The following is a 20,625-nucleotide window of genomic DNA, read 5'->3' as shown; positions in this document are numbered from 1 at the left end:
CGGACCGGATCGCCTCCGGCGGGCCGGAGCAATGTGAATGATCTTGTTCCACAATTCCGTCCGGAAAATCCCATCGATTCCGCCACGCAGCTCTGCTACCGTCTGTAGTAGGAACGGATACCACTCACCCAGGCGGGGTGTCGGCCATGGCTATAGATCTAGCTCGCAGAATCGCCAACCAAGCCGATGAGGCGGACGAGCGATATAAGGCCGCCGCGTTCGTCAAGCGGTCGATCAACAAGGTGTTCCCCACGCATTGGTCGTTCCTGCTCGGCGAGATCGCGCTCTACAGCTTCATCATCCTGCTGCTGTCGGGCGTCTACCTGACACTGTTCTTCGACCCGTCCATGACGGAGGTCGTCTACAACGGCTCCTACCAGCCGATGCGCGGCGTGACCATGTCGCGCGCCTACGAGACGGCGCTGAATCTGTCCTTCGAGGTTCGTGGCGGCCTGTTCGTGCGGCAGGTGCATCACTGGGCGGCGCTGCTGTTCGCGACCTCGATCATCGTGCATCTGTTCCGCATCTTCTTCACCGGCGCGTTCCGCAAGCCGCGTGAGGCGAACTGGGTGCTCGGTTCACTGCTGCTGATCCTGGCGATGTTCGAGGGCTTCTTCGGTTACTCGCTGCCCGACGACCTGCTCTCGGGCACCGGCCTGCGGGCCGCGTTCTCCGGTATCACGATCTCGATCCCGATCATCGGCACCTGGCTGCACTGGCTGATGTTCGGCGGCGACTTCCCCGGCGACATCATCATTCCCCGGCTCTACGTCGCGCACGTGCTGCTGTTCCCCGGCATCATCCTGGCGTTGATCGCCGCGCACGTAGCGCTGGTGTGGTATCAGAAGCACACCCAGTTCCCCGGGCCCGGCCGCACGGAGAACAACGTGGTCGGCGCCCGGATCGTGCCGGTGTTCGCCGCCGACCAAGGCGCGTACTTCGCCTTCACCCTCGGCATCGTGGGCCTGCTCGGCGGCATCTTCCAGATCAACCCGATCTGGAACCTGGGTCCGTACAACCCGTCACAGGTGTCGGCGGGTTCGCAGCCGGACTTCTACATGATGTGGACCGACGGCATGGCGCGATTGATGCCGCCGTGGGAGCTGTACCTGGGCCGCTACACCGTGCCCGCCGTCTTCTGGGTCGCCGTGATCATGGGGCTGGTCTTCGTCGTCCTCATCGCCTATCCCTGGATCGAGAAGCGGCTCACCGGCGACATAGGCGCGCACCACAACCTGCTGCAACGCCCCCGCGACGTGCCCGTTCGCACGGCCATCGGCGCGATGGCCATCGCGTTCTACACGGTGCTCACGCTGTCGTGCGTCAACGACATCATCGCGTACAAGTTCCACATCTCGCTCAACGCGACGACCTGGGCCGGACGCATCGGCCTGCTGCTCGCGCCCCCGATCGCCTACTTCCTGGCCTACCGCATCTGCATCGGCCTGCAGCGCAGCGACCGGGCCGTGCTCGACCACGGGGTGGAGACCGGCGTGCTCGTGCGCCTGCCGCACGGCGAGTACATCGAGGTCCACCAGCCGCTCGGCCCGGTGGACAAGCACGGCCACCCGGTTCCGCTGGAGTACCAGGGCGCGCCCGTGCCGAAGAAGATGAGCAAGCTGGGCGCGGCGGGCAAGCCGGGCACCGGCAGCTTCCTGCGCGCGGATCCGCGGGACGAGAGCGCGCAGCACTTCGAGATCGAGCACGAAGAGGAACGCAAGCAACTCGCGGTGCTGCGCAAGGTTCAGGAACGGGCGAACGGCGACGGAAACGGTTCCGCCCACTGAACATTCGGCACCCGACCCGCCCGGAAAACCGCGAAGGCCCCGAGTCCGATACGACCCGGGGCCCGCTTTGCCTTGTTCAGGCGATTCCGGAGCAGTTCAGCCGCACCGGAATGCTCCCGTCGAGACCCCCACTAGGAATGCATCCCACTCACCCGGCGCAAACGCCAAGACCGGACCACGTCCACTGGCTTTGGTGTCACGAACCGCGACACGGCCGTCGACGAGAAAAGCGACTTCCACACACGCGCCATCCGGACCGCTGTATGTGCTCTTGCGCCATACAGCGCCCGTCCAACCAACCTCCACGGTACTAGCTCCTTTGCTGCGTCGAGAGCGAGATTTCTCCTGACATCGTTCCAGCTAGCAGCGGTATCCGACTGGAAAGCCGAATCCCGTGGTGCACCTTTTGCCGGAGCCCACTTTCCCGGTGCGTCGATATCGCACATCGAGTTCGAGAGGAAATTAACCTCGCGCGGGGCCCGTCCCCGCGCGGTAACACTAGCAGGTCCTTCGAAAGTTTGCCCGGCTCTTGCCTATTCAATCATCGCAACCACACACGTTTGCGAAGCAACAGGGTTGCGGGAACATTGCCGACCCTGGGTATTCATTCCAAACACTGGCGTACCACAATGTTTTTAACGGATGTGATTGCTCTGTTATCGGCTGACAATTCCCCTCCGGCCGAGGGCCGCGTCGACGGCGGCACAGCGGCCGTGCATGATGGAACCTATGGTCGAACGCGATCGAGACGACGCAGGTCGCGCCCGTAATGCCCGTCCGCGCGACCGCCTCGGGCGTCCGCTGCCTCCCGGCAGTACCGGAGTTGCCCGAATTCCGGATGATCTCGATCTTCCACCCCAGCAAACCTTGACCTTCGCCCAGCAACTGCTGGACGAGGGACTCGCATTCAATGCACACGAGGTTTTAGAGGCCGCATGGAAGAACGGATCGTTCGCCGAGCGGATGCTGTGGCAGGCGCTCGCGCAGTTCGCTGTCGGTCTGACGCACATACAGCGCGGAAATCCCAAAGGGGCGCGTACACTGCTCGCCCGCGCGGTGTCGCGGATGACGGCATACCGACCGGAGAGCGGGCAGGCGCCCTACGATATCGACCTACCCGGATTGATCGCCCACGCCGAAGCTCTGCTCGCGACGCTGGAAGCGGGCGGCGAACCGGCGGACGCCGACCTGCGGCCGCGTCTGCGCGGCTGATCGCCTCGCTTCTACCATGGCCGGGGTGCGCTTCTCATCGTCCATCAGACGAGCCCGTGCCTGAGCCGGGTGCGGGCCGGTATGCGCCGAGCCCGTCCGGGGACCTGCATCTGGGCAATCTCCGCACCGCACTGCTTGCCTGGGCATTCGCTCGTTCCACCGGCCGCCGCTTCCTGCTCCGGATCGATGACCTGGATCGAGTGCGGCCCGGTGCGGAGCAGCGGCAGCTCGACGATCTCGCCGCGATCGGCGTGGATTGGGACGGGCCCGTGGTACGACAGTCCGATCGGTTGCCGCAGTACGAGGCGGCCATCGAACGTCTCACCGCCGCCGGGCTCACCTACGAATGCTTCTGCACGCGAAGGGAGATACAGAAAGCAGCGACGGCGCCGCACGGACCGATGGGCGCCTATCCCGGAACCTGCCGCACCCTGATTCCCTTGGAGCGCGAGCGGTTGCGCGCGCAGGGCCGCCCGGCCGCACTCCGGCTGCGCGCCACGGCCACCGAGTTCGAGGTGTACGACGAGTTGCACGGTCGCTACCGGGGCCCGGTCGACGACGTGGTGCTACGGCGCGGTGACGGCATCCCCGCCTACAACCTCGCCGTCGTGGTGGACGACGCGGCGCAGGGCGTCGACCAAGTGGTTCGCGGCGACGACCTGCTGCCATCGACCCCGCGACAGGCATACCTCGCGACGCTGCTCGATCTGCCGGTGCCGCACTATGCCCACGTGCCGCTGGTGCTCAATTCGGAGGGGCGGCGGCTGGCGAAACGGGATGGGGCGGTGACACTCCGCGAACGATTGGCGCTCGGCAACACGCCGGAGGAAGTAGTCTCGGCACTGGCCGCTTCGCTCGGCTTCACCGCGACATCGTCGTCCGAGCTACTCGAGCGTTTCGACACCCGGCGGCTACCCCGTGAACCGTCGGTATTCGACGTGGACGGGTTGTTGCGAAGCAGCCCATGTCCGTAACGTACGCATCGTCCAACTACTGATCAATCGACGAGGACAAACAACTATGACAAGCGGTGGGTACGACCCCAACCAGTATCCGCAGGGCGGGCAGCCGTACGGCCAGCCGTACCCCCAGGGGGGCGACCAGTACGGCCAGCAGCCGCAATACGGGCAGCAGCCCCAGTACGGCCAGCAGCAGCCGCAATACGGGCAACAGCCCCAGTACGGCCAGCAGCAGCCGCAATACGGACAGCAGCCCCAGTACGGGCAGGAACCCTACGGTCAGTACCCGCAGCAGCCCGGGTTCAACAACTACAGCGGACAACCCGGCGACCTCTTGACCCGGTTCGGCGCACGCGTTCTCGATGCCATCTTCAGCGGCATTCCGGCAGGCATCGTCTACTGGCTGGTCGCGTACGGCATCGGCGGCTTCGTCGGCGGCATTCTCGCCACCGCCATCGCCTACGTCGTCATCGTCGGCTACTACGTGCTGCTGGAGACCTCCCAGGGCGCCACCTTCGGCAAGAAGATCCTCGGACTGAAGATCCTGGCTCCCGGTGGCGCGGCGAAGATCGACCCGCAGACCTCGCTCAAGCGCAACCTCTTCGTCGCCCTGAACATCGTCTACTGCATCGGCGGCCTCGCGTCGTTCGGCTTGGCGATCTACATCGCGATCACCATCGAGCAGGACCCGAACAAGCAGGGCTGGCACGACAAGTTCGCCGGCGGCACCCAGGTCGTGAAGGCCTGATCCGCCGGAGGCCCGGAACCGCGAAGCGGGTGTGCGCTGAACCAGCGCACACCCGCTTTCTTTGTTGCGGGACAAGCAGGATCACATACCGCTTACATCTGATTCCTTCTGTCCGACAGAGAATTACGTCTACTTCGACTCGATAATGCCTATCGTCGTCCGGGTCGTGAAAGTAGGATCGCACTAACCCACTCCGGCCACGCGGCCGCGTAGTGAGGTCAAGGGGGGATTCGCCAGATGGCAGCGCGTGGCTTCGTGGACCTGTTGGGTCCGGTCAGCCTGCGTACGGCCAGGCAACCGAGTAGCGCCTCGAGTTCCTCGCGCGGGCCCCGTTAGCAGCGACAACAGAGAGTCTCGGTATGAACATCATCAGATCAGCGGCAGCCGCCACCGTTCTCGTCGGCTCGGTGCTCGGCATGAGCACCGTCCTGCCGGCAGGTGCGGCGGGAGCACAATCGACGCAGAGCGATTGCGGGAACATCACTTGCACGGTCCGGCTCGATCGCGCGCAGACACGTAGCGCGAGAGACAAGAGCTGGCTGGTAGGTGCCGGTTCCGGCCTGATCTGCGCTCCCCTCAATGTGGCGGGTACCGTCTGCGCGGGAGTGATCGCGCTCGTCGCGACCGACATCGCGGTCGACGCGGGTACCTACTACGAGAACGGTAACTGCGTCGGCATCAGGTTCATTCCCCATGGCCTCACGTTCGCGGGGACGACGGAAGTCACACGCGGGACCTACAACTGCGCGTGAGCCGGACGAGGTGCCATTCGTTCGCGAATGGCACCTCGATGGCTCGACTCGTACGGTGAACTACGCGCTGGTCGTCCCCGCGATGATCACGACGACGAACCACAGGATGGCGAGCACGATGGCGCCGACGCCGATCCAGATGCCCGCGAGCGCCATACCGCGGCCCTCTTGGCCGTTCTGCTTGATCTGGTTCAACGCGATCACGCCGAGGATGATGCCGACGATCGAGCCGAGCCCGCAGGTGACGAACCCGACCAGCGACGAGATCAGCGCACCGATCGCCATGCCGTTGGTGCCCTGCGCCGGGACTCCGTAGGGCTGGTACGGAGTCTGGTAGCCGTATTGCGGCTGCGGATACGGCTGCGCGGGCTGCTGATAGGAGGGGTACTGCGGCTGCGGGGGCGGCGTCATCGGCTGCGAAGGCGGCTGCACCGGGTACTGCGGCGCCGACGGGTAGCCCGACGGCTGCTGCTCCGGGCTCGGGTATTGCGGGACCGAATTCTGTCCACCGGACTCCGGCGACACGCCTTGGCCACCGTACTGCTTCCACCACTCGTCGGAGTCCCCGGGATTCGTCATTGCTACAGCGTATTCCACAACCTGGTTGGATGATGCGGGTGAGTGAGTCGAAAACCACACAAGAGCACGGCGGGCCTGGACGCCCCGCGGACCACGCGGCATTTGCCCAGGTAGCGCGGGGGTACTACGCACCGATCGTGGCCCTTTTCACGGCAACCCTGATCATTTCCAACATCTGCGCCACCAAGGGGGTGGAGTTCTTCGGCGACCGATCGGTGTCGCTGGGGCCGCTGCAAATCCTTCCGATCGCCACCGACGGCGCATTCTTCCTGTTCCCGCTGGCCTACATCCTCGGCGACGTGCTGAGCGAGGTGTACGGCTTCCGCGCCACCCGGCGGGCCATCTACTACGGCTTCGCTGCCCTGCTGCTGACGGTCGTGTGCTTCGCCATCGCGATCCGGCTGCCCGCCGCGAGCTTCTACGACAACCAAGAGGCGTTCCGCACCGTCCTCGGGACGACGCCTCGGCTCGTCATCGCGGGCCTGGCCGGGTACTTCGTCGGCCAGCTGCTGAATTCCGCGACGTTGGTGCTGATCAAGGAGCGGACGAAGGAAAAGTACCTGTGGGCCAGGCTGATCGGATCGACCATCGTCGGCGAGTTCGCCGACACGCTGATCTTCTGCTCGATCGCCGCGGGCGCCATCGGCATCGATACCTGGCAGCAGTTCATCAACTATGTGATCGTCGGCTTCATCTGGAAGACCCTCTGCGAGGTGTTCGTGCTCCCGATCACCTACCGAGTGATCGCGTTGCTCAAGAAGCACGAACCGAGCTACTCGCCGACCGAAGTGGATCCGCTGCACACCTGACGAAATCCCCGGCAAACCCAAGAGGGCGCGGGCCACGAGAGACGATCGAAGACTTCGCGGAGCTACCGATCCACTTCGTGCCCCGCGCCCTTCTTACTTCTCCAGCGGCCCAGTGTCTGCGCCTTGTGTTCATCGAAGTAACCGCCCTCGATGCTCTCGCGGATCCGGTCGACCAGGCGAATCGTGAACCGCTCGTTGTGAATCGTGCACAGCGTGGCGGCGAGCATCTCCTTGGCCTTGAACAGGTGATGGAGGTAGGCGCGCGTGTAGTTGGCGCAGGTGTAGCAGTCGCAGTTCTCATCAATCGGGGTGAAGTCGCGACGAAAGCGGCTGGTGTTGATGTTGAACCGGCCGGTGTCGACGTAGATCGCGGCGTTGCGGGCGACCCGGGACGGGTTCACGCAGTCGAAGGTGTCCGCACCGTTCTCGATGGCGGTGAAGATGTCCTCCGGCTCGCTGATGCCCAGCATGTGGCGCGGTTTGTCCTCGGGCAACTCGTCACAGCACCACCCGACGATGGCACCCAGATTGTGCTTCTCCAGCGCGCCGCCGATGCCGTAACCGTCGAATCCCGTTCCCGCGTTTCCGCGAATCGACTCGAGTCCGCGGCATGCCTTTCGGCGCAGGTCCTCGTACTGCGCGCCTTGGACGACGGCGAACAGCGCTTGATACGGCCGGTGCGTGCGCGCGGCGGTCAGCCGCTCGTGCTCATCGATGCAGCGCTGCGCCCACTCGTGGGTGCGCTGCACCGATTGCTCCTGATAGGCGCGGGTGTTCAGCAGCGTGGTGAGTTCGTCGAACGCGAACATGATGTCGGCGCCGAGCTGGTGCTGGATGTTCATCGACACCTCGGGCGTGAAGCGGTGCACCGAACCGTCGAGGTGGGAGCGGAACGTGACACCGTCGTCGTCCACGGTGGCCAGCCGCTCTTTGCCGGGTGCGATCACGTCGTCGCTGCGTACGTCGACCGCTTCCATCGCGAGCACCTTCTTGAACCCGACGCCCAGTGACATCACCTGGAACCCGCCGCTGTCGGTGAAGGTCGGCCCCGGCCAGTTCATGAACGCGCCGAGCCCGCCCGCCTCGTCCACGATGTCGGCGCCCGGCTGCAAGTAGAGGTGGTAGGCGTTCGCCAGCAGCGCTTGGGCGCCGAGTTCCCGCATGGTCTCCGGCAGGACCGCCTTGACCGTCGCCTTGGTGCCCACCGGGATGAAGGCGGGCGTGGCGATCGGCCCGTGCGGCGTGGCCATCACACCGGACCGGCCGTGCCGCCCGTCCAGGCGCGTACCGACGGTGAAGGAGAAGGATTCGGGACCGGACACCCCGCTATCCTCGCAGTTCGGCAGTCGCCGCCCGAACCAGGCCACCGCTCGCCCCGGCCCTCGGCCCCGGTCAGTCGGATTCACCGAGACGCGACACTCGCTCGGTCTGCTCCTGGTGCACGCGCAGTGCGGTGCGCAGGAAGTCGAGCGCGATCTGCAGCTCGTCGGTGTCGAACCGAGTGAGAGCGTCGGCCCCCGCCATGCCGACGGGTTCGAAGATCTCTCGCGCCACCTCCTCGGCCCGCGCGGTGCCTTCCACCAGTATCCGCCGCCGATTGCCGGGATCTTGTGCGCGCGAGACGAATCCGGCCCGCGCCAATCGGTCGATGACGGTGGTGGTGGCAGCGGGACTCAGTCGCAGCGCGACGCTGAGCTCCCCCGCCGCCAGCGGCCCACGGCCGAGCACGATGTCCAGGCAGCGCAGGTCGGTGCGATTCAATCCCAGGCCCACCGCCGCGGCCTCGTCGAAGGCGTCGAAACTCTGCTGCAGCAGCCGCAACTCCTGCGCGATCGCACCGATCAATTCATCTTTCGACATTCGAAACTTTCGTCTATCGTACATTTCGATCTCCGAATCTTAACATCGAAAGGCACGCTCCCATGAACACGACACTCGACCAGCGCCGCGCCGACGATCCAGCCCTGCGCGGCCTGTTCGACAACCTCATGCAAGCCTGGACCGATAACGATGCCGCCGCCTACGCTGCGCTGTTCACCGAGGACTCCGACTACGTCTCCTACGACGGCACCCGAGCCATCGGCCGCAGCGAGCACCAGGCCAACCACGCCAAGCTCTTCCGCGGCGTCCTGGCCGGTTCGGCACTGGTCGGCGATCTCGAGTCGATCCGCTTCATCAGCCCCGACGCGGCGATCCTGCACGGCACAGCATCGGTCCTGATGCCCTGGCGTTCCCGGCTGCCCGAACGCCGCCTGTCCCGCCAGACACTGGTGACCGTCCGCACCGACCAGGGCTGGAAGATCACCGCGCTGCACAACGGCCGCGTCCGCCCGGTACGCATCCCCGAACCGGATTCCTTCCCGTCGAGAATGTCCCAGCTCATGGCCCGCCTGGCGCGACGCCTCGGTTTCGGCCACAAGCGATCGTGAGAGCCGGTGCGCAGGCGGTCAGTTGCACGGGATAACTACCGCCGGGCTTCTCCCCAGAAGACACCATGCCCGTAATAGGTCCCAGATAGGCCAACCGACAGTCAACTACCACGCGCCGCGTGCGCCTGATGCCGAGCTTTGATGCATAAGTGCGCAGCGCACCGCAGCCACGTCTTTCGAGCGAAGCGAGACCGAGCATGCGCCGTTCGCGGCCCGGCTCGCGTCCGAGCGGCCGCCGCGTCCGCGACGAAGTCGCCAGCGGTGGTCGCTCGGACGCGAGCCATAAGAGGGCCGCGAACACCCAGCGCCGCAGGCGCTGGAAAAACCAACACAGCCGCGCCGAAGGCGCGGCCAAACTACACAGCGCCCGCGAACTGGGCGTTGTACAGGCGGTAGTACGCCCCGCGCTCGTCGAGCAAGCGTTCGTGCGAGCCGTGTTCCACGATCCGGCCCGCTTCCATGACGACGATCAGGTCGGCGTCGCGGATGGTGGACAGGCGGTGGGCGATGACGAAACTGGTCCGGTCGCGGCGCAAGGCGGCGGTGGCGTGCTGCACGAGCAGTTCGGTGCGGGTGTCCACCGAGCTGGTCGCCTCGTCCAGGATGAGGATGGACGGTTTGGCGAGGAACGCGCGCGCGATGGTGATCAGCTGTTTCTCGCCGGCGCTGACGCCGGAGCCCTCCTCGTCGATGATCGTGTCGTAGCCGTCGGGCAGCGCGTGCACGAAGCGGTCGACATAGGCGGCGCGCGCCGCGGCGAGGATCTCCTCTTCGCTCGCGTTCGGGTTGCCGTAGGCGATGTTCTCCCGGATGGTGCCCTTGAACAGCCAGGTGTCCTGCAACACCATGCCGATGCGCGAGCGCAGGTTGTCGCGGGTGATCTCGGTGATGTCGACGTCGTCGATGGTGATGGTGCCCGCGTCCAGTTCGTAGAACCGCATGAGCAGGTTCACCAGCGTGGTCTTGCCCGCGCCGGTGGGGCCGACGATCGCGACCACGTGCCCGGGCTCCGCCACCAGCGACAGCCGCTCGATCACCGGCTTGTCGGGTTCGTACCGGAACGAGACGGCCTCGAACTCCACCCGGCCGCGGTCGACCGGGCGCGCGTCGGCCATCACCGGGTCCGGGCTCTGCTCCTCGGCGTCCAGGATCTCGAAGATCCGCTCGGCCGAGGCGACGCCGGACTGCAGCAGGTTGGCCATCGCACCGAGCTGGGTCAGCGGCTGGCTGAACTGGCGGGAGTACTGGATGAACGCCTGCACCTCGCCGAGCGAGAGGCTGCCCGTGGCCACCTTCAACCCGCCGACGAGCGCGACCAGCACGAAGTTCACGTTCCCCAGGAACATGATCGAGGGCATGATCAGGCCGGAGATGAATTGCGCTTTGAAGCTCGCCTGATACAGCTGTTCGTTGCGCTCATCGAATGCCTTGCCGACCTCGCGGTTGCGGCCGAACGCGGTGACCACCTCGTGCCCGGTGTACGCCTCCTCGACCTGGGCGTTGACCAGGCCGGTGTACTTCCACTGGTCGACGAAGTGCGGCTTGGACCGTTTCGCGATCTGCGCGGTGACCACGATGGCGGCGGGCACGGTGAGCAAGGCGATCACCGCGAGCTGCCAGGAGATCCAGAACATCATGACCAGGATGCCGAGCACCGAGAACACCGAGATGAGCAGCTGGCTCATGGTCTGTTGCAGGCTCTGCGAGACGTTGTCGACGTCGTTGGTCACCCGGCTGAGCACGTCACCGCGCGGCGCGGAGTCGAAGTAGCGCAACGGAAGTCGATGGATCTTGTCCTCGACCTCACTGCGCAGCCGCTTCACGGTCCGGTTGATCACGATGTTGAGCAGGTACCCCTGCAACCACCCGAAGACGGCCGCACCGATGTACAGCGCCAGCACCAAGGCGAGGACCCGCCCGACCGCGCCGAAGTCGACCCCCACCCCTGGCACCACGTCCATGGCGCTGAGCATGTCGGCGAAAGTGTTGTCGCCCTTGGCTCGCAGGGCTTCGATCGCCTGGTCCTTGGACACGCCGGGCGGCAGCTGTTTGCCGACCACGCCGTCGAAGACCAGGTTGGTCGCCTTGCCGAGGATGTACGGGCCGACGGTGTTCAGCACCACCGAGACGATGACGAGCGCGATGATCAGCGCGACCTGTAACCGCTCCGGCGCGAGCCTGCGCAACAGTCGTTTCAGCGAGGGCACGAACGATTTCGCCTTGGTGCCCGGCGCACCGGGCGTTGGCATTCCGGGTCTCATCGCGCCTCCTCGGCACTCAGTTGCGACTCGACGATCTCCCGGTACTCCGAGCACTCCCGCAGGAGCTGCTCGTGCGTGCCGATGCCGGCTATCGCGCCATCTTCGAGCACCACGATCTGATCCGCGTCCCGGATGGTCGCGATGCGCTGCGCGACGATGACAACCGAGGCGTCCGCGGTCTCCGGCTTCAGCGCCTCCCGCAGCCTGGCGTCGGTCGCCACGTCCAGCGCGGAGAACGAGTCGTCGAACAGATACACCCGGGGCTTCTTCACCAGCGCTCGGGCGATGGCCAACCGTTGACGCTGGCCTCCGGAAACGGTGGTGCCGCCCTGCGCGACGGGGGTCTGCAGACCCTCCGGCATCTCGCGGACGAAGTCGGCGGCCTGCGCGATCTCCAGCGCGCGCCACAGCTCCTCGTCGGTGGCGTGCGGATTGCCATAGCGCAGGTTGCTCGCGACCGTGCCGGAGAAGAGGTACGCCTTCTGCGGCACCAGGCCGATCTGCGAGCGCAACACCTCCAGGTCGATGTGGCGCACGTCGGTGCCGCCGATATAGACCGCGCCGTCGGTGACATCCATCAGCCGGGGTATGAGGTTGATCAGCGTGGTTTTGCCCGCGCCGGTGGACCCGACGATCGCGGTGGTGGTGCCGGGGCGCACCTCGAATCGGATGGCTTTCAGCACCGGCTTCTCCGCGCCGGGGAAGGCGAACTCGGCGAACCGGAAATCCACGACAGCCGGGTCGTCGGTGAACGGCTGCGGCAGGCGCGGCGGGTGCACCGAGGACTCGGTGTCGAGCACTTCACCGATCCGGTCGGCCGACACCGCGGCGCGCGGCGCCATCATGGCCAGGAACGAGGCCATCATCACGGCCATCAGGATCTGCATGATGTAGGACAGCATCGCGGTGAGCGAACCGATCTGCATGTGCCCGGCGTCGATCGCGTGCCCGCCGAACCAGATCACCGCGACCGCGGTGACGTTGCTGATCAGCATGACCGTGGGGAACATCAGCGCCATCAACCGGCCGACCCGCAGCGCGGTGTCGGTGAGTTCGGTGTTGGCCAGGCCGAACCGCCAGGTCTCCTGCCGTTCCCGCACGAAGGCCCGCACCACGCGAATGCCGGTGATCTGCTCGCGCAGTACCCGGTTCACCTCATCGATCCTGGCTTGCATGTCGCGGAAGCCGGGCACCATCTTGGAGATCAGCACGGCCATGGACAGGCCGAGCGCGGGCACCGCGATCAGCAGCAGCCAGGACAGGCCGAGATCCTCGCGCAACGCCATGATGATGCCGCCGACGCACATGATCGGCGCCATCACCAGGATGGTCGCCGACATCACGATGAGCAGCTGAACCTGCTGAATGTCGTTGGTATTGCGGGTGATCAGCGAGGGCGCGCCGAACATGCCCACTTCGCGCGCGGAGAAGGTGCCGACGCGGTGCAGCAGCGCGCCACGCAGATCGCGGCCCGCGCCCATGGCCGCCTGGGCGCCGAGATAGACCGAAGCGGCCGACGCGACGATCTGCACGCCCGTGACCGCGAGCATCCACAAGCCGGTGCTCCAGATGTAGCCGAGATCACCTTTGGTGACGCCGTTGTCGATCAGGTCAGCGTTGAGGCTCGGCAGATACAGCATCGCGATCACGGAAATCAGCTGAAGCACAACGACCCCCGCGAGCTGGGTGCGGTAGGGGTACAGATGCGTGCGGAGCAGTTGGGTCAGCATGATGAATCGCAGGCTACCGGCTGTCGGCGCGATACGCCGTGAAGATTTCTGACCTGCATGAATGCTCTCCCGTCGGGGTCTGCGGAGCTAGCGGCGCGCCCAGGCGCCTGGGTCTTCGGTGAGCGTTTCGACGAATCCGGGCAGCCGGTTGCTCGCGATGTCGGCGATGGTGACGTTCTCCAGCACCGCGCGAATATTGACCCGCAGCGCGATCCACACCCGCTGCAACGGCTCGGCCGCACCGGCATAGCGGACGTCCTCCGGCCGCGCGCCGCGCACCGACGCGAGCGGGCCCTCGATCGCGCGGATCACGTCGGCGATGGAGATGTCGGCGGCCGGCCTGGCCAGCCAGTAGCCGCCGTCCGGGCCGCGCCTGCTGATCACGAGTTCCGCGCGGCGCAGTTCGCCGAGCACGGACTCGAGCACCTTGGGCGGAATCCGCTGGGCGGTGGCGATCGCTTCGGCCTTGACCACCGGCGCGGCCTGCACAAGGGGTGCGCCGAGTCCGACCGCCGACTGGTCCAGCCGCGGCGCACTGGCGATCTCGAGCAGCGTTCGCACCGCGTAATCGACCTTCGCGGTGATGTGCACAGCAGCGACTCCTGGCGTCGAGGGGATGGCTCGAATCTACGCGGCGCCGCCGCCCGCGAGCACACAGGTCGCGGCGTCCAGCAGTGACGATTCCACCAGCGAGTCGTCCGCACCAGGCACGAGTTCCTTGGACACCAGCGCAACACCGATCACCTCGAGCGCGGCGCAGGCGCGCAGGTGCGCCTCCTCGGTGGCGTCCGGTCCGGCCAGCCACTCGCGCAGCGCCTTGCTGGTGTTCATCAGATCGGGGTAGCGGTCGGCCATGGCGTTGATGATCGCGACCGTGTCGCGCACGACCAGCGCCCCGGCGTCACGGTGATGGATCAGACCGCGCAGATACGTCCGCAGCACCTGGCGGATGCCTTCGGCGTCGTGCGGCACCCGGTCGAGATCGTCCACCACCGAACGCATGAGATCGACGATCGGATCGATGATCGCCAATAGCAGATCGAGCTTCGACGCGTAGTGATAGTAGAGCGACGCCTTTGTGATTCCTACCGCATCCGCGACCTCGCGCAGGCTCGTCTGTTCGAATCCTTTGGCTCCGAACAGCTTTACCGCGGCGTCCCGAATCGCGATTTTAGTGCTTCCACCTGCGGCTACAGCGCCGGGTGCGTCACGCACGGCCATTCGACGATCCTCTCATCACCTTCGCATCGAGCGAAGATCACCCGTAAAATTGAGGTTGTACCTCCGCTTAGCTCCTGGGTAGTCTACCTACCGCACGGTAGGCAGAAAGCGTCAGTGGAGGCGGAGGCAGGCAGGGCACCTCCGCGAGTGCTGTCTACACGCAGAACCAGCACGATCCCAGTCATCGCTAGGAGTAACCAGTCGTGTCCGTTTACCTGTACAGATGGGGGAAGTTCGCCTTCCGCCGGAAATGGATAGTGCTTCCCGTCTGGCTCGTCTTGTTCGTGCTCCTCGGTGGCCTGGGCGCGCAGCTCAGCAAGCCGATGAGCAACGACTTCAGCATGCCCAACCTGCCCTCGGAGCGTGCCAACGAAATCCTCGACAAACACTTCCCCGGCGCCTCCGCCGCGTACAAGTTCGACGCGGTCACCGGCACCTACGTCGCCGCCGCGCCGGAGGGTCAGACGCTGACCGATCCGGCGAACCGTGCGGCGCTGGACGCGTTCATCGCCAAACTCGGCCAGCTCGACATCGTCGACCACGGCAAACCCATCACCAACCCGGTCGAGGCGACCGAGAAGATGGGCTGCCTGAGCAATCCCGATCCCGCGCAGTGCAGCGCCGCCCCGCTGAACGTGCTGAGCAAGACCGCGCCCGCGACCGTGGCTGTGATCAATGTCCCGTTCACGATCGCGAAGGTCACCGACGTGACCGACGCCCAGAGGGAAACGGCCTACGACGTGGCCGCCGACGCGCGCAACGCCGGGCTGACGGTCGAGATGAGCGGCTCGATCGCGCAGAAGCAAGAAGCGCCCAGCGGCAAGTCCGAGATGATCGGCATGGCCGTCGCGCTGGTCGTGATGGTCGTGGCGTTCGGCGCCATCGTCGCGGCGTTCGTGCCGATCGTCACCGCGATCATCGGCCTCGGCGCGGCCACCTCGCTGATCATGCTCGGCACCTCGGTGATCGAGATCCCCAGCTTCACCACCTTCCTCGCCTCGATGATCGGCATCGCGCTGTCCATCGACTACGCGCTGTTCATCGTGTCCAGGTACAAGCACGAACTCGCGGTGCAGGATTCGCCGGAAGAGGCCGCCGGCACCGCGCTCGGTACGGCCGGTTCCGCCGTCGTGTTCGCCGGTCTGACCGTCATCATCGCGCTGGCGGGCCTGAGCATCGTCGGTGTCGAGTTCATGACGTTCATGGGTCTGGGCGGGGCCATCGCCGCCGGTTTCGCGGTGCTCACGGCGATCACGCTGATGCCTGCGCTGCTCGGCGCGTTCGGCCGGTTCCTGTTCAAGCCGAAGCTGCCGGTGGTCGCACAGCACGATCCCGAGGACGAGAACTCGGTCACCAACGGCATGCGTTTCGGCCGCCTGATCGGCCGCGCGCCGTGGGTCGCGCTGATCCTGAGCGTCGTGGTGCTCGGCGCGCTCGCCGCCCCCGCGGCCGGCTTGAACCTGGGCCTGCCCGGCGAGGACAGCATGCCGAAGACCTCCACCATCCGGAAGGCCTACGAGCTGCGGACCGAAGGCTTCGGCGAGGGCAGCAACGGCGTGCTGAACGTGGCCGCCGACCTGAGCGCCGTCCCCGCCGAGAACCGGGACGCCGCGGTGAAGGCGCTGCGCGACAAGCTCGCGTCCTACCCCGACATGGACTACGTGACCGAGCCGCAGTGGAGCCAGGACCAGCAGGGCGCGCTGCTGAACGGCGTGCCCAAGTCCGGGCCCAACAACCAGGCCACCAAGGATCTGGTGCGCGACGCCAGGGAGGCCGAGGGCCAGCTGAAGGCCGAGTACGGCATCGAGTACGGCATCACCGGCACCACGGCGATCTTCGCCGACGTGGACCACGTGCTGCTCAGCAAGATCGTGCCCTACCTGGCGATCGTGGCGGGCGCGGCGTTCGTCCTGCTCATCCTGGTGTTCCGGTCGATCCTGGTGCCGCTCACGGCGGCGCTCGGGTTCCTGCTGTCGATGGCCGCGACCTTCGGCGCGACCGTGCTGATCTTCCAGGAGGGCAAGCTCGGCCTGATCGAGGACCCGCATCCGCTGGTCAGCTTCATGCCGATCATGCTGATCGGCTTGGTGTTCGGCCTCGCGATGGACTACCAGGTCTTCCTGGTGACCCGGATGCGCGAGGAGTTCGTGCACGGCAGGTCGGCCAAGGACGCGGTGGTCGCCGGCTACCACCACGGCGCGCGCGTGGTGACCTCGGCGGCGATCATCATGATCTCGGTGTTCGGCTCGTTCCTGCTGGAGACCGACGTGACCGCGAAGTCGTTCGGTTTCGCCCTGGCGGTCGGCGTGCTGCTGGACGCGTTCATCGTCCGCATGGTGCTGATCCCGTCGCTACTGGTGCTGATGGGCAAGTGGTCGTGGTGGATGCCGAAGTGGCTCGACCGCATCCTGCCCGATATCGACGTCGAGGGTACGAAGCTGCGTGAGTTGCAGCGGCGTTCCGCCGAGACGGCGAAGGTGCCGGTCGGCGTCAGCTGATCCGAAGGCCATGGCTCGGCCCCGCATCCGGAGTCCGGATGCGGGGCCGAGTGCGTTTCACCGGCTCGGTTGCGGCAGTTCGCAGTCGCCGACCTTCGGATCGACGCCGACATAGTTGAGCGGGCCCGCGAGGGCGGTGAGACCGATCGTGCCCCAACCGGCGCAGTTCAACGGCGGCCCGCTGTCGAAATAGTGCCGCTGCCCGGCCGCGAGCAGGCCGATCGCCAGCCAGGCCAGCAGCAGGAACCCGAGCACCCGGGAGCCTATGCCCGGGCCGCGGCCGGCACGCGCACGACGTTCGTAATCACGCTCACGACGCCCGTAATCACGCATCTCCTCGGTTCCTTCCGTGCTCCCCGTCGAGGGGGATACCCGGCCACACCGACAGTTACCCAATCAGCCCGAGGTAGTGTGGATCGAATCGCGTCTCAGCAAATATTTGGTTCACGGCCCGGCAGACGAAAAGCGGACAGCCGGGCGGTATACCCACCCGGCCGTCCGCGGTTACTCGATCGAACTACGGGCTCGGTTGCGGGACATTGCAATCCGCGACCTTCGGGTTGACGCCCATGTAGTTGAGCGGTCCCGCGATCACCGTGACGGCGATGGTGCCGAAACTGGCGCAGTTGACCGGCCCGCTGTCGAAATAGTGCCGTTGTGCTGCGGCGACCACGCCGATCAGCAACCAGATCAAGACGATTACACTTCCGATTCTCATGTTTCTCTCGCGCATCGTTCCCGCGCGGATTGTCCGACGGCGCATCTGGCATCGCGTCCTTCCCCGCACTTGCGTATCGGGCGTATACCCGCGATCACGTCGGTTACCCCTCATGAAAAGGACAATTTTCACTCCGGTTCTACGGGACTGCCGGCTGGTACCTTCGGTGGCATGGCGGCGCTGTTCCAGTGGACGATTCCAGGCTGGGTGATCCTGCTCGTGCTGGTGGCCGTCTACGAGTTGACCGTGAACAAGCGCCGCAGGCGCCGCCGCACACCGATCTCCGGCACGTTCACCGACGAATTCACCGCGCTGTTCTACTCGACCAAACGCATGGAGCTCGACCATCGCGAATCGGTGTCGATGTTGCGCGACGAGCAGGACCAGGGGGCACCGCCGCTGATCGGTGTCGACCTGGCCGGTCGCAAGGTCGTATTGCGCAGGGTCGGTAATGAGTAGCGCTGCGCGCCCGTGATTCTCAGCGAAGGTGACCGTCGTCGGACAGAATGAGGCCCATGCGCGGCTCGATGAATGAGAAATGGCAGCTGTTCGGCGAGCATCTCGAGTCCGCCCCAGCGCGGCTGTCGAGCCGGGTCCGCCGGGCGCTGCGAGCCAGAGCCGCCGGGACAGCCGACTCCGGCCAGGACGTTCCCGCTGAACTCGCCACGTTCGCGGACCTGGTGGCCGACCGCTCCTATCGGGTCACCGAGCAGGAGATCACGGCGCTCAAAGCGGCCGGGCACACCGACGACGAGATCTTCGAGGCGACCGCGGTCGCCGCCTACGGCGCGGCCGACCGGCGCCTGCGCGCCGCGCGCCTGGCTTGGGAGGGGTACTGAGATGTGGCTGGAGGCAGTGCGTTCCGGTCACGACCGGCCGACCAAACTCGTGTTGTGGACCATGCGGCGGTTCAGCGGCGTGGAGGTTCCCGCCGTGCTCAAAGTGTTGTTCTACCGGCACAGGTTCTTCGGGTCGCCGCTGTCGGAGCTGATCCAGGACATCATGCGCGGACCGTCGTACTGGACCGTCGCCGAACGGGAGATCTTCGCGACGCATACCTCGCAGGCCAACGAGTGCCCGTTCTGCGCCACCTCGCACGAGGCGATCGCGGGCGCCTACGTCGACGCCGACGTGGTGACCCGCGCCTTGGCCGGCGGCGCGGACTCCCCGCTGCGTCCCGAGGCGCGCGCGATGCTGGCCTTCCTCGCGAAGATGGCTCGTGACCCGGGCGGGTTGACCGCCGAGGACGCCGCGCTGGTCCGGCTGGCGGGCGTCTCCCGGGAAGCGTTCGACGAGGCCGTCTGGGTCGGCACTTGCTTCAACGTGATCAACCGGATGATGAACACGGTCGGAGCGGGCCCGCTGGAGGACGCGCAGCGCAGCGTGAGCGCCCGATTCATCAAACTCGCCGGCTACCGTATGCCGCCTCCGGTGACATTGTTCTCGCGCGGCGTCTGACCGCATTTCACCCGATCCGCTCGCATGCCGGATCCATGTGTGTTTTCCTCGAATGGTGAGCCAAGTCCACTTGGGGCACATTTTCCACATCGCCGGAAGTCCCGCAGCCGGCGATGCGGCCGACGCGTTGGCCGATCTGCCGGACGGTGCGCTGATAATCGGGGAAAGCGGCCGGATAGTATTCTGCGGATCGCGCTCCGATATCCCGGCCGAGCACCGCGCCGGAGAAGTGTTCGATCATCGTCCAGGATTCCTGCTTCCCGGATTCGTCGACACGCATATCCACTTCCCTCAGACCTTCGCGGGCGATGCCTACGGCGGCGGCCAACTGCTGGAGTGGCTCGAATTATGTATGTACCCCGCGGAATCCCGTTATGCCGATCCAGAATTCGCGCTATCGGCGGCCACCGAGTTCTGTGCACGGCGCATCGCAGCGGGGACCACGGCGGCGATGGTCTTCGGCTCGGCGTTCCCGCATGCGCAGGACGCCCTGTTCACCGAGACCCGGCGGCGTGGTCTGCGGATTGTCGCAGGCCGGGGAATCCAAACGACCGGAGCGGATGCGGCGGCGCCGCTGATCACCACCGAAGACGACGCCATCCGATTGACGAGCGAAGAGATCGACAAATGGCATGCCGCCGACACCGGTGACGTGGACACGGCGCTGCTGCACGTGGCGGTCGTTCCGCGATTCTCGCTGGCGGTTACTCGCACGACGCTGAAAAACCTGGGCGATCTCTATGATTCGGTACGCGAACGCGGCGTCTATTTCCACAGTCATCTCAACGAGAACAACCGCCCTGGCACCGGCGAAGTCGATGCCACCAAGCAGGCGTACGACGTGGCGACCTATCTGGACACCTACGACGGGAAGTTCCTGCCCGGATCGGCCGTGGGCGGCAAGAGCATGCTCGGCAAGCGCGCCATTCTCGCCCACTGCGTGCACTGCCAGGACGACGAACTGCGGCGGATGGCCGAAACCGGCACGTCGGTCGCGCACTGCCCGGTATCGCAGCAGTTCCTCGGTTCCGGCACGATGCCGTGGAAGCGGACGCTCGCCTCCGGCGTCACGGTGGCCGCGGGCACCGATTACGGCGGTGGCGACGAATGGCTTATTCCACAGGTACTTTCCGCCGCGTTCAAAGTGCACATCTCCGAGCCGGGCGAGCAGGGCGTGTCGATGCATCCCGCGGAAATGCTGTTCACCGGCACGCTGGCCGGTGCGCGTGCCTTGGATATGGAGAACCGTTTCGGGAATTTCGACGTCGGTAAGGAAGCCGACTTCATCGTGGTCGAACCGGCGCGTGTTCCAGCGCTGGAAAGCACGCTGGCATACGGCGTTCGCTCCGACGACCCCGTACTGGCCCGGGATCAGACACTGTTCGCCTTGCTGATGGGTATCCGAGAGCCCGCGATCACCGAGGTCTACGTGCGGGGCCGTCGCGTCGACGTCGTGTAGCGCCG

The 20,625-nt window shown here is 65.9% G+C and carries 22 protein-coding genes; 12 read left to right on the top strand and 10 right to left on the bottom strand.

Features of this window, described 5'->3' with window-relative positions:
• Positions 1-146 precede the first annotated feature (146 nt).
• Positions 147-1,787 carry a cytochrome bc complex cytochrome b subunit gene (locus ACFV2O_RS03910; protein ID WP_379249970.1) on the top strand — a complete coding sequence of 547 codons (1,641 nt, stop codon included), beginning with the start codon at positions 147-149 and terminating at the stop codon, positions 1,785-1,787.
• 96 nt (positions 1,788-1,883) lie between these two features.
• Here the strand turns inward: ACFV2O_RS03910 and ACFV2O_RS03905 are convergent, their stop codons facing one another.
• Positions 1,884-2,093, bottom strand: coding sequence for a DUF397 domain-containing protein (locus ACFV2O_RS03905; protein ID WP_356963395.1), 210 nt, complete (start codon positions 2,091-2,093; stop codon positions 1,884-1,886).
• 423 nt (positions 2,094-2,516) lie between these two features.
• Here ACFV2O_RS03905 and ACFV2O_RS03900 point away from each other — a divergent pair, with 423 nt between their 5' ends.
• From ACFV2O_RS03900 to ACFV2O_RS03885, 4 genes are all read left to right on the top strand, one after another.
• Complete coding sequence (locus tag ACFV2O_RS03900) at positions 2,517-2,999, top strand: DUF309 domain-containing protein (protein ID WP_356963394.1); 483 nt, start codon at positions 2,517-2,519, stop codon at positions 2,997-2,999.
• 56 nt (positions 3,000-3,055) lie between these two features.
• Positions 3,056-3,973 carry a tRNA glutamyl-Q(34) synthetase GluQRS gene (gene gluQRS / locus ACFV2O_RS03895; RefSeq protein WP_379249968.1) on the top strand — a complete coding sequence of 306 codons (918 nt, stop codon included), beginning with the start codon at positions 3,056-3,058 and terminating at the stop codon, positions 3,971-3,973.
• Positions 3,974-4,019: 46 nt separating this feature from the next.
• Entirely contained in the window at positions 4,020-4,706 is a 687-nt protein-coding gene (locus ACFV2O_RS03890; protein ID WP_379249966.1) for an RDD family protein, read from the top strand.
• Between the two features lie 359 nt (positions 4,707-5,065).
• Positions 5,066-5,458: a hypothetical protein gene (locus ACFV2O_RS03885; RefSeq protein WP_379249964.1), complete on the top strand. Its 393-nt coding sequence runs from the start codon at positions 5,066-5,068 to the stop codon at positions 5,456-5,458.
• A 60-nt stretch (positions 5,459-5,518) separates the two neighbouring features.
• On the opposite strand, the gene ACFV2O_RS03880 is transcribed toward ACFV2O_RS03885, so the two are convergent.
• A complete protein-coding gene (locus ACFV2O_RS03880; RefSeq protein WP_356963390.1) occupies positions 5,519-6,037 on the bottom strand; it encodes a DUF4190 domain-containing protein in 519 nt (172 codons plus the stop codon).
• 29 nt (positions 6,038-6,066) lie between these two features.
• On the opposite strand from ACFV2O_RS03880, the gene ACFV2O_RS03875 reads away from it, so the two are divergent.
• Entirely contained in the window at positions 6,067-6,846 is a 780-nt protein-coding gene (locus ACFV2O_RS03875; protein ID WP_356963389.1) for a queuosine precursor transporter, read from the top strand.
• Positions 6,847-6,908: 62 nt separating this feature from the next.
• Here ACFV2O_RS03875 and tgt read toward each other — a convergent pair whose 3' ends face one another.
• Positions 6,909-8,168 carry a tRNA guanosine(34) transglycosylase Tgt gene (gene tgt / locus ACFV2O_RS03870; protein WP_379249962.1) on the bottom strand — a complete coding sequence of 420 codons (1,260 nt, stop codon included), beginning with the start codon at positions 8,166-8,168 and terminating at the stop codon, positions 6,909-6,911.
• A 70-nt stretch (positions 8,169-8,238) separates the two neighbouring features.
• On the bottom strand, positions 8,239-8,706 hold the full coding sequence (locus ACFV2O_RS03865) for a MarR family winged helix-turn-helix transcriptional regulator (RefSeq protein WP_379249960.1): 468 nt from the start codon (positions 8,704-8,706) through the stop codon (positions 8,239-8,241).
• A 62-nt stretch (positions 8,707-8,768) separates the two neighbouring features.
• On the opposite strand from ACFV2O_RS03865, the gene ACFV2O_RS03860 reads away from it, so the two are divergent.
• Positions 8,769-9,275, top strand: a complete 507-nt coding sequence (locus ACFV2O_RS03860; protein WP_379249958.1) for an SgcJ/EcaC family oxidoreductase — start codon at positions 8,769-8,771, stop codon at positions 9,273-9,275.
• 356 nt (positions 9,276-9,631) lie between these two features.
• On the opposite strand, the gene ACFV2O_RS03855 is transcribed toward ACFV2O_RS03860, so the two are convergent.
• The 4 genes from ACFV2O_RS03855 to ACFV2O_RS03840 all read right to left on the bottom strand — a co-directional run bounded on the left by ACFV2O_RS03855 (position 9,632) and on the right by ACFV2O_RS03840 (position 14,487).
• Positions 9,632-11,536, bottom strand: coding sequence for an ABC transporter ATP-binding protein (locus ACFV2O_RS03855; protein ID WP_355073006.1), 1,905 nt, complete (start codon positions 11,534-11,536; stop codon positions 9,632-9,634).
• On the bottom strand, positions 11,533-13,266 hold the full coding sequence (locus tag ACFV2O_RS03850) for an ABC transporter ATP-binding protein (protein WP_356963385.1): 1,734 nt from the start codon (positions 13,264-13,266) through the stop codon (positions 11,533-11,535). Before ACFV2O_RS03850 ends, ACFV2O_RS03855 begins: the two co-directional genes overlap by 4 nt.
• An 87-nt stretch (positions 13,267-13,353) precedes the next feature.
• Complete coding sequence (locus ACFV2O_RS03845) at positions 13,354-13,857, bottom strand: Rrf2 family transcriptional regulator (protein WP_355073010.1); 504 nt, start codon at positions 13,855-13,857, stop codon at positions 13,354-13,356.
• Between the two features lie 36 nt (positions 13,858-13,893).
• Complete coding sequence (locus ACFV2O_RS03840) at positions 13,894-14,487, bottom strand: helix-turn-helix domain-containing protein (RefSeq protein ID WP_355073012.1); 594 nt, start codon at positions 14,485-14,487, stop codon at positions 13,894-13,896.
• A gap of 203 nt (positions 14,488-14,690) precedes the next feature.
• Between ACFV2O_RS03840 and ACFV2O_RS03835 the strand changes: the two genes are divergently transcribed.
• Positions 14,691-16,985, top strand: coding sequence for an MMPL family transporter (locus ACFV2O_RS03835; protein WP_379249955.1), 2,295 nt, complete (start codon positions 14,691-14,693; stop codon positions 16,983-16,985).
• A gap of 57 nt (positions 16,986-17,042) precedes the next feature.
• Here ACFV2O_RS03835 and ACFV2O_RS03830 read toward each other — a convergent pair whose 3' ends face one another.
• Positions 17,043-17,318 carry a hypothetical protein gene (locus ACFV2O_RS03830; protein ID WP_355073016.1) on the bottom strand — a complete coding sequence of 92 codons (276 nt, stop codon included), beginning with the start codon at positions 17,316-17,318 and terminating at the stop codon, positions 17,043-17,045.
• 184 nt (positions 17,319-17,502) lie between these two features.
• Positions 17,503-17,703 carry a hypothetical protein gene (locus tag ACFV2O_RS03825; protein WP_379249953.1) on the bottom strand — a complete coding sequence of 67 codons (201 nt, stop codon included), beginning with the start codon at positions 17,701-17,703 and terminating at the stop codon, positions 17,503-17,505.
• Between the two features lie 171 nt (positions 17,704-17,874).
• Here ACFV2O_RS03825 and ACFV2O_RS03820 point away from each other — a divergent pair, with 171 nt between their 5' ends.
• The 4 genes from ACFV2O_RS03820 to ACFV2O_RS03805 are packed head-to-tail and all read left to right on the top strand — an operon-like array spanning position 17,875 to position 20,620.
• A complete protein-coding gene (locus tag ACFV2O_RS03820) occupies positions 17,875-18,162 on the top strand; it encodes a DUF6191 domain-containing protein (protein ID WP_355073018.1) in 288 nt (95 codons plus the stop codon).
• 56 nt (positions 18,163-18,218) lie between these two features.
• Positions 18,219-18,542 carry a hypothetical protein gene (locus tag ACFV2O_RS03815; RefSeq protein WP_356963383.1) on the top strand — a complete coding sequence of 108 codons (324 nt, stop codon included), beginning with the start codon at positions 18,219-18,221 and terminating at the stop codon, positions 18,540-18,542.
• Position 18,543: 1 nt separating this feature from the next.
• Positions 18,544-19,161, top strand: coding sequence for a carboxymuconolactone decarboxylase family protein (locus tag ACFV2O_RS03810; RefSeq protein WP_379249951.1), 618 nt, complete (start codon positions 18,544-18,546; stop codon positions 19,159-19,161).
• A gap of 52 nt (positions 19,162-19,213) precedes the next feature.
• On the top strand, positions 19,214-20,620 hold the full coding sequence (locus ACFV2O_RS03805; RefSeq protein ID WP_379249949.1) for an amidohydrolase family protein: 1,407 nt from the start codon (positions 19,214-19,216) through the stop codon (positions 20,618-20,620).
• The last annotated feature ends 5 nt before the right edge of the window (positions 20,621-20,625 follow it).

This window comes from Nocardia sp. NPDC059691, from assembly GCF_042733915.1.
Taxonomy (GTDB): Bacteria; Actinomycetota; Actinomycetes; order Mycobacteriales; family Mycobacteriaceae; genus Nocardia; species Nocardia sichangensis.
This window is presented reverse-complemented; position numbering and strand designations above follow the sequence as displayed.

Coding starts and splice junctions, on each gene's coding strand:
- ACFV2O_RS03910 (WP_379249970.1), top strand. CDS start 147: ATGGCTATAGATCTAGCTCGCAGAATCGCCAACCAAGCCGATGAGGCG.
- ACFV2O_RS03900 (WP_356963394.1), top strand. CDS start 2,517: ATGGTCGAACGCGATCGAGACGACGCAGGTCGCGCCCGTAATGCCCGT.
- ACFV2O_RS03890 (WP_379249966.1), top strand. CDS start 4,020: ATGACAAGCGGTGGGTACGACCCCAACCAGTATCCGCAGGGCGGGCAG.
- ACFV2O_RS03885 (WP_379249964.1), top strand. CDS start 5,066: ATGAACATCATCAGATCAGCGGCAGCCGCCACCGTTCTCGTCGGCTCG.
- ACFV2O_RS03880 (WP_356963390.1), bottom strand. CDS start 6,037: ATGACGAATCCCGGGGACTCCGACGAGTGGTGGAAGCAGTACGGTGGC.
- ACFV2O_RS03875 (WP_356963389.1), top strand. CDS start 6,067: ATGATGCGGGTGAGTGAGTCGAAAACCACACAAGAGCACGGCGGGCCT.
- ACFV2O_RS03865 (WP_379249960.1), bottom strand. CDS start 8,706: ATGTCGAAAGATGAATTGATCGGTGCGATCGCGCAGGAGTTGCGGCTG.
- ACFV2O_RS03860 (WP_379249958.1), top strand. CDS start 8,769: ATGAACACGACACTCGACCAGCGCCGCGCCGACGATCCAGCCCTGCGC.
- ACFV2O_RS03855 (WP_355073006.1), bottom strand. CDS start 11,536: ATGAGACCCGGAATGCCAACGCCCGGTGCGCCGGGCACCAAGGCGAAA.
- ACFV2O_RS03850 (WP_356963385.1), bottom strand. CDS start 13,266: ATGCTGACCCAACTGCTCCGCACGCATCTGTACCCCTACCGCACCCAG.
- ACFV2O_RS03840 (WP_355073012.1), bottom strand. CDS start 14,487: ATGGCCGTGCGTGACGCACCCGGCGCTGTAGCCGCAGGTGGAAGCACT.
- ACFV2O_RS03830 (WP_355073016.1), bottom strand. CDS start 17,318: ATGCGTGATTACGGGCGTCGTGAGCGTGATTACGAACGTCGTGCGCGT.
- ACFV2O_RS03825 (WP_379249953.1), bottom strand. CDS start 17,703: ATGAGAATCGGAAGTGTAATCGTCTTGATCTGGTTGCTGATCGGCGTG.
- ACFV2O_RS03820 (WP_355073018.1), top strand. CDS start 17,875: ATGGCGGCGCTGTTCCAGTGGACGATTCCAGGCTGGGTGATCCTGCTC.
- ACFV2O_RS03815 (WP_356963383.1), top strand. CDS start 18,219: ATGCGCGGCTCGATGAATGAGAAATGGCAGCTGTTCGGCGAGCATCTC.
- ACFV2O_RS03810 (WP_379249951.1), top strand. CDS start 18,544: ATGTGGCTGGAGGCAGTGCGTTCCGGTCACGACCGGCCGACCAAACTC.
- ACFV2O_RS03805 (WP_379249949.1), top strand. CDS start 19,214: ATGGTGAGCCAAGTCCACTTGGGGCACATTTTCCACATCGCCGGAAGT.